Below are 14,944 nucleotides of genomic sequence, written 5' to 3' on the forward strand. Positions count from 1 at the left end.
AATTTTCTTAAGAAAATCAATCACTTGGAGCTGCCTTCCCGCTGCTGCCTGAGCAGCGAGGAGGCGAACTATACGGACTTCAGGGGGGGGCGGCAAGCACTTTTATGACAAAAGTGTAAAAAAGTTTTCAGCCTCGAAATTTCTGAAAAAAGCATCAACCTTCAAGGGTAAACAGGTGGTACTTTTTCTTGCCGAGACGCACGATAAAGTAGTGTTCATTCAGCGCCTTATCGCCAGCGAATACAGAAGCCGGTTGTGCATTGGCATCCATACCGACACCCTCACCATTTACCAATACCGCATTGCGTCCCAGCGCATCTTTCACCGGCTTACCGGAGGGCGCCATTCCTGCATCAACCAGCAAGTTAATCAGACTCTGCTCACCAAAATCCTTAGGGAGGATAGACGAGGGCAAACCATCGAGACGCAATTGCTCGAGATCACCAGCCGACAGATCGGTAATATTTCCCGTAAAGAGCGCAGCAGAAATGCGCTCAGCTGCGGCCAGCCCATCGTCACCGTGAACCAAGCGGGTTACTTCGCGTGCCAAAATCCCTTGAGCCTCTGGTTTGCCTGCACGCTCCCGGTCAGCAACCTCAATAACGTCAATGTCATCAACACTCAGGAAAGTGAAGTAGCGCAAGAATTTGTAGACATCCGCATCCGCGGTATTGAGCCAGAACTGGTAAAACGCGTAAGGGCTTGTGCGCTTGGGGTCGAGCCAGATGGTGCCGCTTTCCGTTTTACCAAACTTTGTGCCGTCCGATTTGGTCACCAACGGCAAAGTTAACCCGAAGACTTTGCCGCGGTGCTGGCGCCTAGTGAGGTCAACACCACCAGTAATATTACCCCACTGATCAGAGCCGCCGATCTGCAGGGTGCAGCTGTTGCGCTTATACAGCTCGGAGAAATCCATGGACTGCAACAACATATAGGAAAACTCCGTAAAGGAGATACCCTCACCCTCACGCTCAATACGTTGCTTTACCGACTCTTTATTAACCATGTTGTTAACAGAGAAATGCTTGCCTACATCGCGTAGAAAATCGAGCACATTGAGCTCGCGCGTCCAGTCCAGATTATTCGCCACAATGGCGCTACTTTCCCCGCAATCGAAGTCGATAAACTGGGAGACCTGGTTTTTCAGTTTTTCCACCCAGCCAGAAACCACATCAGGGGTATTCAGGCTGCGCTCTTGAGCCTTAAAAGAAGGATCACCGATCAAGCCCGTGGCACCACCGACCAATGCAATCGGTTTGTGTCCTGCCGCCTGAAACCTCTTCAAAGTCAGCAGCGGTACTAGACTGCCTATATGAAGGGAATCTGCGGTGGGGTCAAAACCGCAATATAGGGTCCGACTCTCCGACAAATGCTGTGTCAGTTCGCCGTCACCAGTCGCCTGATTAATTAATCCGCGACGGTCCAAGTCTTCTAGCAGTGTCATGTCGACCCCAGCCATGCTTACCCCTCATATTTAAGCTTGAAAAAGCGCCACCGGCCGGCGGCAAAATGCGCTGCAACATTACCGAACTTTGTGGCAAATACAAGCGGGTGATATTTCCCCCGTGTGGACAAGAAATACAAACTGAGGAACTAACTCATGGCCATATGGGTCAATTACCCAGTGAACCTAGGCGGCTTTTTTGCTATAAAGCCCCCTCAATGCCTGTTTTTTAAACACCCATTATTCCAAGCGCAGATAACAACGACAGCCGGCGGCGCCCGCTAATACCATGCAGAATCATCGCAAACCGACTTCACGTGTCCGTATAGGCGCCTTGCCCAAACATTTCCCCCGTGTACATGCATTCACGGCGAGTGCCGCTGCATGTGTGCTGGTGTTGGCGATCTTTATCCCAACTCCAGATGTTGAGGCTAGGCGTATGCCCCTCCCCGTCAACCTGACCTCTGCCGAGGAGGTGGTGGAACAACCCGAAAAGGTGGTGCCGTTAACTCCCCGCAAGCCTATTCCACTGGCTGCCGCGGCGACGGAGGCAATCCAGTCCCTTAGCCTGACAGTGCGTAATGGCGATACCCTGTCCGACCTTTTTAAACGCGCCAAGATCAGTGCTGGCGAGATGTACCAGCTGCTCGGCAGCGGCAGTGAAGCGAAGAAACTGGCACGCCTAAACCCCGGTGAGGAATTGACCTTCACTGTCGATACGGATGGGAAGCTGCAGCGCCTGGCACTGCAAAAAGATCGTCTCAGCCAAGTCAGGTTTACTCGTGATGCACAGAGCCAGTTTCAGCATGACCTGGTTCAGCGGGAGCCCGACAGTCATCCTGCTTATCGCCAAGCACTAATCGACAGCTCTTTGTTTGTTGCTGGCAGCGATGCCGGTTTAAGCGACAGCCTGATTATGGAAATGGCGGATGTCTTCAGCTCCGATATCGACTTTGCCCTGGATATCCGCAAGGGCGACAACTTCAGCGTGATGTTCGAAGAAAAATTTCTCGACGGAGAAAAGATAGGCAACGGCCCAATTCTGGCGGTCAGTTTTACCAACCAGGGGCAGACTTATAATGCGGTGCGTTATGTCGACGACAATGGCGACGCCAATTACTACACCCCGGATGGCAAGAGCATGCGGAAGGCGTTCATTCGCACGCCCTTGGATATCGTGCGTATCAGCTCGCACTTTAACCCTCGACGCCTGCACCCAGTATTTAAATCCCGCCGCCCACATAATGGCACCGACTATGCGGCCCCGCGAGGCACGCCGGTTTACTCCACTGGCGATGGCCGTGTGATCGCTTCCGGTTACAGCAAAGCGAATGGCAACTATGTTTTTATCCGCCATGGCGAACGCTATGTCACTCGCTACCTGCATTTGACCAAGCGCAAAGTGAAAAAAGGTCAGAGAGTAAAGCAGCGCCAAATTATCGGTACCGTTGGCTCCACCGGTTACGCTACCGGGCCACACCTGCACTATGAGTTTCTGTTGGATGGCAGGCACCGCAATCCGGCCACAATTGTACGCAAACTGCCCAAAGCGAAGTCAGTTCCCTCATCTGAAATGACACGCTTTAAGAACCAAACGCAACCTCTGCTGGCTAAGCTGGAAAATTACCAGGGCCCGGCACTGGCAAAACTCGACGACGACAATTAATAAGCACCCTACTCTATGCCCGATCTTTTTATCGGTCTGATGTCCGGTACCAGCGTCGATGCCATCGACGCTGTATTGGTCGACTTTGGCGGCGAAGACAAAATTAAGCCGCATATTCTCGCCGCCCTGAACCATCCAATCCATCCCTCTATGCGCGATGCCATCCTGGCCCTGTGTTCCCCCGGACCATCGGAACTGGATCGCGCCGGGCAACTGGATCGACAACTGGGCCAGGTGTTTGCCGAGGCGACCAACACTCTACTGGCCCGTGCCGGCATTGAGCCGGATGATGTCACCGCAGTTGGCAGTCACGGTCAGACTGTGCGCCACCGCCCGCCTGGCACCGTGAATTCACCCTTCACTTTGCAGCTGGGTGACCCCAATACCATTGCCGCGCTCACAGGTATCCGCACGGTGGCCGACTTCCGGCGACGCGATATGGCGCTGGGTGGCCAGGGTGCGCCGCTGATGCCCGCCTTTCACCGCGCCGCCTTCAAAACCGGGGGCAATCGGGCAGTAGTCAATATTGGTGGCATGGCCAATATTACCGAGCTAAACGCCGATGGCAGCGTGTACGGATACGACACCGGGCCCGGCAATGCCTTGCTGGATTACTGGGTTGGCCTGCACAGAAAACAACCCTTCGACCGAGACGGTGCCTGGGCCACCAGTGGCCGAGCCAATCCCGAGCTGCTGAACCGCTTAATGTCTAACCCTTACTTCACTGCGGAGCCCCCAAAAAGCACCGGTCGCGAAACATTTAACGCTAGCTGGCTGGAGCAATCCCTGACCGGATTAGAACTGGCTCCAGCGGACGTGCAGGCTACTCTGTCGGAAGTCACCGCAGCGAGTATCGCCGAAGCGGTGCATTTATTCGCAGATGGTGGAGAATTACTGGTGTGCGGTGGCGGAGCCAGGAATAAAGACCTGTTATCCCGACTGCGAAGACGCTTGCCCACATGGTCGATCGCCGATACAGGAACCTATGGCATTGATGCAGACTGGCTGGAGGCGGTGGGCTTTGCATGGCTGGCGCGGCAGACACTACTCGGCCTGCCCGGCAATTGTCCCGGGGTGACCGGAGCCAAAAAAGAAGCCATTCTGGGAGCTATCTACCCCCCCTAAAACAGCCAGCAGGTGGGCGGCTCAGATTGAGAAAGAGGAGCCGCAACCACAGGTCGAGGAAGCATTCGGGTTTTGTACCAAGAAGCGCGAGCCGGCCAGCCCCTCTTCATAGTCCACATTGGCACCCACCAGATAGGGGTAGCTCATCGCGTCTACCAATACCTGAATACCATCTTTCTCGATAATAGCGTCGTCATCGGCAACCAATTCATCAAAGGTAAAACCGTACGAGAAACCCGAGCAGCCTCCGCCGGTGACAAATACCCTGAGCTTCAGATCCGGGTTGCCCTCCTCTTCCAACAGGCTCTTGACCTTGGCCACCGCTTTATCGGTGACCACCAGTGGCGCAGGAGAAAAGGATACAGCTTCTGACATAAGTCTCTCTCAACTCATCGGGACATTCGCAACTCGCATAAAAGCTATACAAAGTGCAGCCTCGGGGGCGTCATCTTGCTTAAACCCAGGAAATCAGTCAAGTATTTGGCGCAACAGACTCCGGCATTAGCGAAAAACGTAGTCCGTTAGTGATAGCCAGCCTCAGGAGGCCTCAATCACTGTTTCGTCTTCGGTGTAACCAATCATCGGGGTCTCACCGGCAGAGCTGAGATCCGCATTGGACAACAGTGCGCCATTGACCTGAGCACCTTTCATCATTTCGATCAGTTTGTAGTGTACGTTGCCTTCAACCATAGCCTTGGAGGCCAACTCCAGATGGCGAGCTGCGAATACATCACCATTTACATTGCCGTTAATGACCACCTGAGGTACACGGATCTCTCCTTCGATGACTCCGCCGTCTACGATCTGCAGGCGTGCATCGCTGTCGCTATGGGCCGATACATTACCTTTTACCTTGCCCTCAATAACCAGGTTTCCACGAAAGTGGATATCGCCGGTCACTTCCGTCTGGCGCGCTATCAAAGTGGTATGGTTACTACTGGTGCTGGCCATAGTTACTTGTTTCTCTTTTTTTCTTAACATAATCCCTAAACCTCATGCCTCTGGCATCAATGCTAGCTTTTCTGTACTAACCAGCCGTAACGCTGCTCAATATTAAAACCTTTGCGTCCGCTGGACTTGAGCGAAAGCTCCACACCCTCGGGAACAAACCCCTCCGGCAGATGTAGCTCACCCTCAATGTTCTGAAAATACTTAAAACGCAGTGGAATAGACTCTGCATCCACCTGCTTGGACAAATCCTTTAGAGAGTAGCGCTTTGGCTCTCCGTCCTGACGGCCCACTACGGTGAAGGTAGCCATCCCTTTAATGACATTGCGGCGCACAGCAGACTGTTGTACCTGCAACTTGTACTGATAACTGCGCGTATCCGCCGTTTGCGAGAGTATGAAGCGGCCAATGGAAACTCCGTCCTCCCCTTCCGCCGGAGCCATAACCCCGCGGTAGAAGGAAATCTCTTGTTTCAATTCGGCTATCTGACTCTCTTTTTGCACCAGCTCACTACGTACGGATTCGCTCGCCTGCTCGCCAATCACCAGGGACTGCTCGGCAGTGGCGGCACGCATACGCAGGGTTTCGTTTTCATTCTTGAGCGCCTCGAGTCGCTCTAGCACCCTGGTGTACTCCGAGGTCTTCTCATCGAGGTTCTTGCGCAGATGATACTGGCCGGCAAAATAGGAGCCAGCAGAGGTAGCCAATACCACCAGGGCGACGCCACCTACGGCAATCACGCCGGAGAAGGGACGGTGGGGCACCACTTTCATACGGTACTGCTTGCTGCCTTTCACTTTGAGCTCCATAAAATTCGCTGGGGCTTAACCGGAAAAAACCGGTTGTCGTATTTTTTTGATTTTAAGGCAGCAACGCAGGGCTCTCCAAGCCCAACGTCTCAGTTAAACCAAACATAATGTTCATATTCTGAACCGCCTGAGCCGAGGCCCCCTTGGCCAGGTTGTCGATCACCGACATAACCACCAGGGTATCCCGATCCTGTGGCTGCATCACAGAAATCCTGCACATATTTGTACCGCGCACACTGCGCGTCTGTGGGTGACTGCCGGGGGGAAGTACATCCACAAAGGGCTCATCTTTGTAGCGTTGTTCGAATAGGGTTTGCAGTTCCGTAGGCGACAAGCCGGCGCTGGATTTGGCGAAGAGCGTGGCGTGAATGCCCCGAATCATCGGCAGTAAATGTGGCACGAATGTCACTTGCGCCGGGCTTGCACCAGAGGGCTGAACCCCGCGCAAGCCCTGTTCGATCTCTGGTAGGTGGCGGTGACCTGCAGCGGAATACGCACGGAAATTATCACTATTTTCCGCCAGAATGAGTTCGGTTTTAGCCTGGCGCCCAGCACCACTAGCGCCGCTGGCCGCACTGGCGATCAACTGTGCCGGCTCCACCACTCCCGCCTCCAGTAAAGGAATCCAACCCAGTTGAATTGCCGTGGGGTAACAGCCGGGACAGGCCACCAGCTGAGCATCAGCGATATCTGCACGATTGACTTCAGGCAAACCGTAGATCGCCTCTTGGGCCAATGCTGGAGCCGCATGTTCCTGCCCATACCACGCCTCCCAAGCGGGAATATCCTTGAGGCGGAAATCCGCGGAGAGATCAATGACGCGCACCCCCCGCTCGATCAGTGCCGGCACCTGGGCCTGCGCAACTCCGTGTGGTGTGGCAAAGAAAACAAGGTCACAAGCACACAGCTGTTCGATATTTGGCTCACAAAAAGCCAGGTCGTAATGGCCGCGCAGGCTGGGAAACTGCTCGGATACGCGTGTGCCATTGAGGGAGCGCGAGGTGATAGCGGTCACGTCTACCTGTGGGTGTGTCGCCAAAATCCGCAACAGCTCCACTCCCGTGTAGCCGGTGCCCCCGACAATTGCTACCTTAATCACCTTGCTAGACTCTCCCGATCAATCTGCCAACTGAGACGATAATCATAAAATTAGCCAAGTACTCTACCACAAGCCTCAGACCTTAAAGGATGTGCGGTGTCACAGCGCCCCAGGAATTCACTTAAAAGTACCCTGACCCGTTACTTACCCAAGACGAACGGCCTGGAGCGCATTCGCCTGCAACTCTCCGCCCGGGACGCCCTGGCCCCTCTAGTTGGGATGGCCTTGATTACCGGAGCACTTGCCGGCGGTGTAACCGTGCTGTTCCGTTTCGCAATGGAGTGGCCGACCACCTTTTTCCTCTCGGTACCGCAGAATTATGAATCCCTGACACCACTATGGCGGTTTGCCCTGCCGGTAATCGGCTCGCTGTTAATCGGTATTATTTACCTGCTGCTCAGCCCCAAACGCTATGACGTGGGTGTGGTCCACGTGCTCGACCGCCTGTACAACCACCAAGGCAATATGCCGGTGCAAAATGCCCTGCTGCAGTTTTTCGCGGGCGCCATCGCCCTAATTAGCGGGCACTCGGTAGGTCGAGAGGGCCCAGCTGTGCATTTGGGTGCGGCCAGTGGCAGCTGGCTGGCGCGCACTCTGCGCCTGCCCAATAATTCTGCGCGCAGCCTGCTGGGCTGCGGCGTAGCCGCCGCCATCGCCGCATCCTTCAATACCCCGCTGGCCGGTATGGTATTCGCCATGGAGGTGGTCATGCTGGAGTATTCCGTAGCCGGCTTTTTACCCGTCATGCTGGCGGCCGTAACCGGCAGTGCGATTACCCAGGTTACTTTTGGCCGTGAACCAGACTTCAATGTCCCCGCAATTCAGTTGAACTCACTGGCAGAACTCCCCATTTTGTTCTTTTGCGCACTGGCCATTGGAGTGCTTGCGGCGCTCTTTATACTGGCCCACCGAACCCTCACACGACAGAATACCCGCTCTCCGCTGCTGCGCTTTCTAGTCGTTGGACTGGTAACAGGCACCCTTGGTATTTGGGTGCCGGAGATTCTCGGCGGGGGGTACGACACACTGCAAATGGCGATGCTGGGGGAGCTGGGCGTAACGACTCTGGCGGTCATTGTTGCGGCCAAACTGGTGGCTACCGCCCTGGGGTCCGGGCTGGGTATTCCCGGGGGAGTCATTGGACCGAGCCTGATTCTCGGCGCCTGCCTCGGAGGTATTGCCGGGGGCCTTGCCAACACTTGGTTGGGTGAAAACACCGCGAGCCCTGGTTTTTACGCCATGGTTGGTATGGCCGCAATGATGGCGGCGATGCTCAATGCCCCCCTCGCAGCCCTACTCGCCATTCTCGAGCTCACTTACAACCCCAATGTGTTGTTCCCCGGCATGATGATGATCGTAGTAGCAACACTAATCAGCCGCCAACTATTCTCCACCCAGGGGATTTACCTGGAGACGCTTCGCGCTCTGAACAAGGCCGGCACCCCCACCTGGCGCCAGCGGATGCTGAGTGGAGTGGGTGTGGCCAGCCAGATGGACCGACGCTTTGTGGTCGCTCAACAGGAGGTCAACCTGGAACAGGCGAAAATTTTTATCGCGCAACACCCCCAGTGGATACTGATCGATTTGCCAGACGGAAAGGCTCCTGAACTCTTGCGTGCCGTCGACCTGGCCACATTTTTACAGAGCTGTGAAAAAGGAGAGAGCGAAGATCAACTTCTCGAGCAGGAGCAAGAGAGAGAGGGAACAACAACACAGATCGACCTGCTGAAAATCCCCGGCGAGCGCAAACAGATGGCCGAGCTCAATTGGCGGGCAACCATGCTGGAAGCTCAGCAAGAACTCAAAAATACCGGGGCCGACGCCCTGTATATCAGTCGCCATCAAAGCGGCCCACTGGACAATCGCATTGCGGGCATTATTCTGCCGCTACAGATCGATAACTTTTACCGGAAATAAACAATTTCCAGCTTTTAATTTTTTAATTTTTTAATTTTTGAGGGGATATTCGATGGAGTGGATCAAGGCTTTTCACATTATTGCCATGGTGTGCTGGTTTGCCGCGCTATTTTATTTACCACGCCTTTTTGTCTACCACGTAGATGCTACCGATGCCGTTAGCCGCGACCGATTCTGCATCATGGAACGGCGCCTGTACCGAGGTATCGCGATTCCCTCCATGATCGCCACCGTTGGCCTGGGTATCTGGCTTTATAGCTTGAACCCCGCTTACTACACTTCCGCGGGATGGATGCACGCGAAACTCACCTTCGTCGTACTACTGCTGGCCTATCATCATATGTGTGGCGCCTACGTACGTAAGTTTGCCCAGGGCAAGAATACCCGCAGTGGACGTTATTTCCGTCTCTTCAATGAGGCTCCCACAGTGGCCCTATTCGCTATCGTGATCCTGGTAGTGGTGAAGCCTTTTTAATTTGGCGCGTGATCATTCTTTGTATGGGGCACCCAGCAACTAAAATTAGGCGCACAGCAATTGGCAGTCATGTAGATTTTCTATGGATACACCGCAGCCTGTAATTTTGACCGTCACCCACCACGATCCCAGTGGCAGCGCCGGAATAGGCGCCGATACGGAGACGGCCGTTAGCCTGGGCTGCCACGCAGCCTCCGCCGTTTCCGCCATCAGCGTCTGCAATACTGGGGAACTCCTCGGTGTAGCGCCAGTGGATGACAGCCTCCTCGTTGAGCAAACCCGCACGGTCCTTGAGGATATGCCGGTAGCGGCTATCAAGGTGGGCTACCTGGGCTCGGTGGAGAATGTGCGCGCACTGCACAGCGTATTGCGGGACTACCCAGACATTCCCGTTATCATCGATCCAGATGCCACCCTGGCCGACAAAGAAAGCGTGCTGGCTCCTCCCCTGTGGGAGGCTATGACTTCCCTGCTACTGCCCTACGCCACCATGGTCTGTCCCAATCGGCGCGAGGCCCGTGCCATGGCCGTCGAGGCCGATGTTTTAGATGCTATGGCGCAGGAGTTACTGGAAAGTGGCTGTCGCTATGTATTGCTCACCGGGGTGCCCCACCAACAGCAGCTGCAAAATCGCCTCTACGACGAACGCGGTCTGATCCGGGAATTCCACTGGGAGCGCCTGCAACCCGCCGCCTACGGTGTCTGTGGCACCCTGGCCACCGCTATCGCCTGTCATATCGCTCACGGCCTAACGATTACCGAGGCGGTCAGCCGCAGCCAGCAATACGCCTGGAGCGCCATCCGCGACAGCCGTCGCCTGGGAATGGGCCGGCCGATCCCCAACCGCTTATTCTGGTGTGAGCGCTGACAGGTCCCAGCACACGTTCCCATGAGCTTCAGCGAACGAGCAAGTCGATCGGCTTGGTGAGCGGATCGACTTACCGGCCACCCCACTCTTCTGTGCCCTACCTAGCGCCACATTGTCCTCGAGGCCCAGCACCGCGATAATGGTCGCTGACTCTTGGCCTTTTTCGCAATTTCTGAATGAATTTTATGAGTAAATCCGAGCAACTCTTCGCAGAAGCCCAGCGGGTTATCCCCGGCGGCGTCAACTCACCAGTACGCGCCTTCCGCGCTGTGGGCGGCACACCGCTGTTTATCCGTCGCGCCGAAGGCGCCTACCTCTTCGATGCCGATGAAAAGCGCTATATCGACTATGTGCAATCCTGGGGACCCATGGTGCTCGGTCACGCCCATCCCGAGGTTATTGAAGCCGTTGTGGAGCAGGCCCAGTCCGGCCTGAGTTTTGGGGCCCCCACCGAGTTGGAAACTGAGCTGGCCGAGGAACTGTGCCGCCTGTGGCCGAATATGGACCTGGTGCGCTTCGTGAACTCCGGGACCGAGGCCACCATGAGTGCAATTCGTCTGGCGCGTGGTTTTACCGGACGCGATAAAATTGTGAAGTTCGAGGGCTGCTACCACGGCCATTCGGACTCCCTGCTGGTCAAGGCCGGCTCTGGGGCCCTGACGATGGGCGTACCCTCCTCGCCTGGCGTTCCCGCTGCGCTAGCAGATCACACTATCACCCTAAGCTACAACGATGCCGAAGGCGTACGCAGCTGCTTCGAGGCTTTGGGTGATCAAATTGCCTGTATTATCGTCGAGCCTGTCGCCGGCAACATGAACTGCATACCGCCAGTGTCGGGTTTTCTGGAAACTCTGCGCGAGGTTTGCAACCAGCACGGCGCGCTGCTAATTCTCGACGAGGTAATGACCGGCTTCCGCGTGAGCCTTACCGGTGCCCAGGGTTTCTATGGAATCGAAGCGGATATCACTACCCTTGGCAAGGTGATCGGTGGCGGTATGCCAGTGGGCGCCTTTGGTGGTAAACGCGAAATTATGGAGCACATTGCACCACTGGGCCCTGTTTACCAGGCCGGTACCTTATCCGGAAATCCCGTGGCTATGGTTGCAGGCCTGGAGACCCTGCGCCTAGTGGAAGAACCCAGCTTCTACGAGCCACTTGTAGCCAGAACCAACCACCTGGTAGAAGGTATTTTGGCTGCCGGCAAAGCCGCAGGTATCCCCATTACCGCCAATAAAGCCGGTACCATGTTCGGTTTCTTCTTCACAGAGGAACCCCAGGTAACGAACTATCAACAGGTTATAGCGTGCAATAACCAGCGCTTTAATCAATTCTTCCACGGCATGCTGGAGGAGGGCATCTACCTAGCTCCCGCCTCTTATGAAGCAGGATTTATGTCCTCCGCGCACAGCGATGAGGATATTGAGGCAACAATCGCAGCCGCCGAGCGTGTCTTCTCCCGCCTCGACTAAATTTGCCTTTCCCCTATCCAGCACCCGCCTCCGGCGGGTGCTGCTATCCAATAAGAATCTCCACCTAAATCGTACTTCCAGCTTGGTGACGCCGCATTTCACTTTGCCGTAAAAGCATTGCACTTCAATAATTAACAATTAAAAATGTATACATAAAATTAAAGGTATACATTTTGAAAAGCTCACCACTTACAGATGCCAGCTTTTCCACTATCAGTGCGGGTTTTGTCGCGGTACTGGTCGGGGTAGCCAGCTCCGCCGCAATTGTGTTTGAGGCGGCGCGGGCCGCTGGGGCCAATGAGGCGATGATTGCCTCCTGGATTGGGGCACTGGGACTGGGTATGGGTCTCACCTGTATCGCCTTCTCCTGGTATTACCGAGCGCCCGTGATTACCGCATGGTCAACCCCAGGAGCCGCACTATTGGCCACCAGTCTGAGCGGCATTCCCCTTGGTGAGGCCATTGGCGCCTTCCTATTCAGTGCGCTGCTAACGCTATTGGTTGGCTTGTCCGGGGCCTTTGAGCGGGTAACACGAATGGTGCCGACGCCTATCGCCAACGCCATGCTCGCAGGCATACTGCTTCAGTTCGGCCTCTCTGTATTTACCTCCCTGCAGGCACAGCCGCTCCTGGTGGGAACTATGTTGTTGACTTATTTGGCCGGACGACGCTGGGCTCCCCGTTACGCCATTATTTTGGTATTGGCGGTGGGGGTGGCGGCCTGCTGGAAACTGGAAATGATCGTACTTGAGCAGGTGCGCTGGCAGACAGCTCACCCGGTATGGGTTACCCCAGAGTTCCGCCTCTCAACCCTCGTCGGTATAGGCCTTCCTCTGTTTATCGTCACCATGACCTCCCAGAATCTACCCGGCGCAGCGACCCTCGCCGCCAGCGGTTACGGACGAGTCCCCCTATCACCAGTCATCAGTGGCACCGGCCTGACCTCCCTATTGCTAACGCCATTTGGCGGCTTTGCGTTCAATCTGGCAGCCATTACCGCCGCCATCTGCACCGGACCCGAGGCCCACCCCAATCCAGACAAACGTTATACCGCAGGCATTGCCGCCGGTGTCTTTTACCTCATCGTGGGTTTGTGCGGTGCCAGTGTGGTGGCATTATTCAACGCCTTCCCGCAGGCGCTCATTGCCACACTCGCCGGCCTGGCATTGATCGGGGTTATTGGCAGCAGTTTGGCCGGGGCAACGGCCGAAACCGACAGCCGAGAGGCGGGAATGATCACCTTCCTAATCAGCGCTTCAGGTATCAGTCTCTTCGGCATTGGCGCCGCTTTCTGGGGTTTACTTGGCGGACTCCTATGCTACTGGTTTTTCAAACGCAGGAATTGATAAGCTTCGATGAGCCTTTACGAAAAAATCAAAGCGGATATACAGCAAGGACGCTTTGCGGCCGGTCAGCCTTTAAAGCAAGTAGAGCTTGCCGATTTCTACCGGGTTAGCCGAATACCGGTGCGCGATGTTTTGCAAAAATTGAAGAATGAAGGCTGGCTAATCCGACATGGCAAGCGCGGGGTCGCGGTGCCCCAATTCGATCCACTGGAGGTAGAAGATCTCTATCTGATGCGTGCGCGCCTGGAGCCACTGCTGCAGTCCCTGGCGCTGGAGAAACTCAGCGGGGAAATTCTCGGCCGTGCCAGAGATATATTGCTGTCTATGGAAGCTAGATCCGGGCTCTCCGCCGAACAGATCGGCAATCTGAACTGGCAGTTTCATGCCTGCATTTACCGGGCCGCCGCGCGGCCCACGCTCTTCGCCACCATAGAGCAACTGCACCGCCAGTGTGAGCGCTATATCGGTTACCAGTCCCGCAGTTTGCACTACCAAAGCACCAGCCAGGAAGAGCACTTTGCGATTCTCGAAGCCCTGCATCAGGGGCATGGGGAGCAGGCCGCTGCACTGCTGGCACAGCATATCGAAGCCGCCGGCCAATTACTGGTGAATCACCTGCGCCAACCCCAACCTTGAGCCCGTCACCGATAGACCCAAAATCACCTGTAACGGCAATTTGTTATGATGGCTGCCAGTTGCGGCCGCGGCGTTTCCGCGGCCCTATGGATAGCCGGAGTAAATTCCCTATGAGCCAAAGTTTCGGCCGCGGTGCCTACCCCAACACCCGCCTGCGTCGCCTGCGCGCACAGGATTTTTCCCGCCGCTTGGTGCGGGAAACCCAACTCAGCTGTAACGATTTGATCCTGCCCTTGTTTGTAATCGAGGGGCGTAGTGAGACCCAAAAAGTGGCTTCGATGCCGGGTGTCGAGCGCCTCAGCGTGGATCTCCTGGCGAAAAAAGCGAAGTCTTTACAACAACTGGGCATTCCCGCCGTGGCGCTTTTCCCCGTGGTTGATCCATCGGCAAAATCTGACTGCGCCAGTGCCGCCCACGACGCCAATGGTCTGGCCCAGCGAGCGGTTCGCGAGTTAAAAAATGCTGCGCCGGAACTCGGTGTCATTACTGATGTGGCCTTAGATCCATTCACCAGCCACGGTCAGGATGGATTGATGGATCACAGCGGATACATCGTCAACGATGAAACGGTGGAGGTGCTGGTACAACAGGCCCTGTCCCACGCCGCCGCCGGCGCGGATATAGTGGCGCCCTCGGATATGATGGATGGTCGTATCGGTGCGATTCGCGAGGCTCTAGAAGGCGCGGGCCACAGCAATACCCTGATTATGTCTTACGCCGCCAAGTACGCCTCTGCCTACTACGGCCCCTTCCGCGATGCGGTCGGCTCGGCCGGCAACTTGAAAGGCGGCAATAAGGCCAGCTATCAGATGGACCCCGCCAATACCAATGAAGCACTGCACGAATGTGCCCTGGATCTGCAGGAGGGTGCGGATATGGTAATGGTGAAACCCGGTATGCCCTACCTAGATATAGTGCGACGGGTGAAGGAAGAGCTGCGTGTACCCACTTTCGCCTACCAAGTGAGCGGCGAGTACGCCATGCACTGTGCCGCTTTTGAAAACGGTTGGCTACAGCGAGAAGCCGTGATTATGGAGTCCCTATTGGCCTTCAAGCGCGCCGGTGCCGACGGCATCCTCACCTACTTTGCCGAGGAAGCCGCGCAACTGCTGCAGAGCTGAGAGACCTGAAACAGAGCGCGG

14 protein-coding genes are annotated in these 14,944 nt (G+C 55.6%); 9 read left to right on the plus strand and 5 right to left on the minus strand.

Annotated elements, in window-relative coordinates; translation table 11 throughout:
- Window positions 1–154 precede the first annotated feature (154 nt).
- Window positions 155–1,459, minus strand: a complete 1,305-nt coding sequence (gene tyrS, locus Q1A69_RS13120; protein ID WP_299586047.1) for a tyrosine--tRNA ligase — start codon at window positions 1,457–1,459, stop codon at window positions 155–157.
- Window positions 1,460–1,733: 274 nt separating this feature from the next.
- On the opposite strand from tyrS, the gene Q1A69_RS13125 reads away from it, so the two are divergent.
- On the plus strand, window positions 1,734–3,110 hold the full coding sequence (locus Q1A69_RS13125) for a peptidoglycan DD-metalloendopeptidase family protein (protein ID WP_299586049.1): 1,377 nt from the start codon (window positions 1,734–1,736) through the stop codon (window positions 3,108–3,110).
- Window positions 3,111–3,125: 15 nt separating this feature from the next.
- Window positions 3,126–4,235, plus strand: a complete 1,110-nt coding sequence (locus Q1A69_RS13130) for an anhydro-N-acetylmuramic acid kinase (RefSeq protein WP_299586051.1) — start codon at window positions 3,126–3,128, stop codon at window positions 4,233–4,235.
- 21 nt (window positions 4,236–4,256) lie between these two features.
- Here the strand turns inward: Q1A69_RS13130 and erpA are convergent, their stop codons facing one another.
- From erpA to argC, 4 genes are all read right to left on the minus strand, one after another.
- Complete coding sequence (erpA, locus tag Q1A69_RS13135; protein WP_299586053.1) at window positions 4,257–4,610, minus strand: iron-sulfur cluster insertion protein ErpA; 354 nt, start codon at window positions 4,608–4,610, stop codon at window positions 4,257–4,259.
- A gap of 162 nt (window positions 4,611–4,772) precedes the next feature.
- The gene (locus tag Q1A69_RS13140) at window positions 4,773–5,216 is read right to left on the minus strand and encodes a polymer-forming cytoskeletal protein (protein ID WP_299586056.1); all 444 of its coding nucleotides are present in this window, start codon (window positions 5,214–5,216) and stop codon (window positions 4,773–4,775) included.
- Window positions 5,217–5,248: 32 nt separating this feature from the next.
- Entirely contained in the window at window positions 5,249–5,980 is a 732-nt protein-coding gene (locus Q1A69_RS13145; protein WP_299586059.1) for a DUF6776 family protein, read from the minus strand.
- A 64-nt stretch (window positions 5,981–6,044) separates the two neighbouring features.
- A complete protein-coding gene (gene argC, locus Q1A69_RS13150) occupies window positions 6,045–7,091 on the minus strand; it encodes an N-acetyl-gamma-glutamyl-phosphate reductase (protein WP_299586061.1) in 1,047 nt (348 codons plus the stop codon).
- 96 nt (window positions 7,092–7,187) lie between these two features.
- Here argC and Q1A69_RS13155 point away from each other — a divergent pair, with 96 nt between their 5' ends.
- The 7 genes from Q1A69_RS13155 (at window position 7,188) to hemB (ending at window position 14,923) form a co-directional block, all read left to right on the plus strand.
- Window positions 7,188–9,008 (plus strand): chloride channel protein, encoded by a 1,821-nt coding sequence (locus tag Q1A69_RS13155; RefSeq protein ID WP_299586063.1) that lies wholly within the window; start codon window positions 7,188–7,190, stop codon window positions 9,006–9,008.
- A 52-nt stretch (window positions 9,009–9,060) separates the two neighbouring features.
- Window positions 9,061–9,483 carry a protoporphyrinogen oxidase HemJ gene (gene hemJ / locus Q1A69_RS13160; RefSeq protein WP_299586066.1) on the plus strand — a complete coding sequence of 141 codons (423 nt, stop codon included), beginning with the start codon at window positions 9,061–9,063 and terminating at the stop codon, window positions 9,481–9,483.
- Between the two features lie 82 nt (window positions 9,484–9,565).
- Window positions 9,566–10,351 (plus strand): hydroxymethylpyrimidine/phosphomethylpyrimidine kinase, encoded by a 786-nt coding sequence (locus tag Q1A69_RS13165; protein ID WP_299586069.1) that lies wholly within the window; start codon window positions 9,566–9,568, stop codon window positions 10,349–10,351.
- A 185-nt stretch (window positions 10,352–10,536) separates the two neighbouring features.
- A complete protein-coding gene (gene hemL, locus Q1A69_RS13170) occupies window positions 10,537–11,820 on the plus strand; it encodes a glutamate-1-semialdehyde 2,1-aminomutase (RefSeq protein ID WP_299586072.1) in 1,284 nt (427 codons plus the stop codon).
- Between the two features lie 173 nt (window positions 11,821–11,993).
- Complete coding sequence (locus tag Q1A69_RS13175; RefSeq protein ID WP_299586074.1) at window positions 11,994–13,166, plus strand: benzoate/H(+) symporter BenE family transporter; 1,173 nt, start codon at window positions 11,994–11,996, stop codon at window positions 13,164–13,166.
- Between the two features lie 9 nt (window positions 13,167–13,175).
- Entirely contained in the window at window positions 13,176–13,802 is a 627-nt protein-coding gene (locus tag Q1A69_RS13180) for a GntR family transcriptional regulator (protein ID WP_299586077.1), read from the plus strand.
- Window positions 13,803–13,912: 110 nt separating this feature from the next.
- The gene (gene hemB / locus Q1A69_RS13185) at window positions 13,913–14,923 is read left to right on the plus strand and encodes a porphobilinogen synthase (protein WP_299586080.1); all 1,011 of its coding nucleotides are present in this window, start codon (window positions 13,913–13,915) and stop codon (window positions 14,921–14,923) included.
- The last annotated feature ends 21 nt before the right edge of the window (window positions 14,924–14,944 follow it).

Origin of the sequence: uncultured Microbulbifer sp. (assembly GCF_947498635.1) — a bacterium.
Lineage (GTDB): Bacteria > Pseudomonadota > Gammaproteobacteria > Pseudomonadales > Cellvibrionaceae > Microbulbifer > Microbulbifer echini.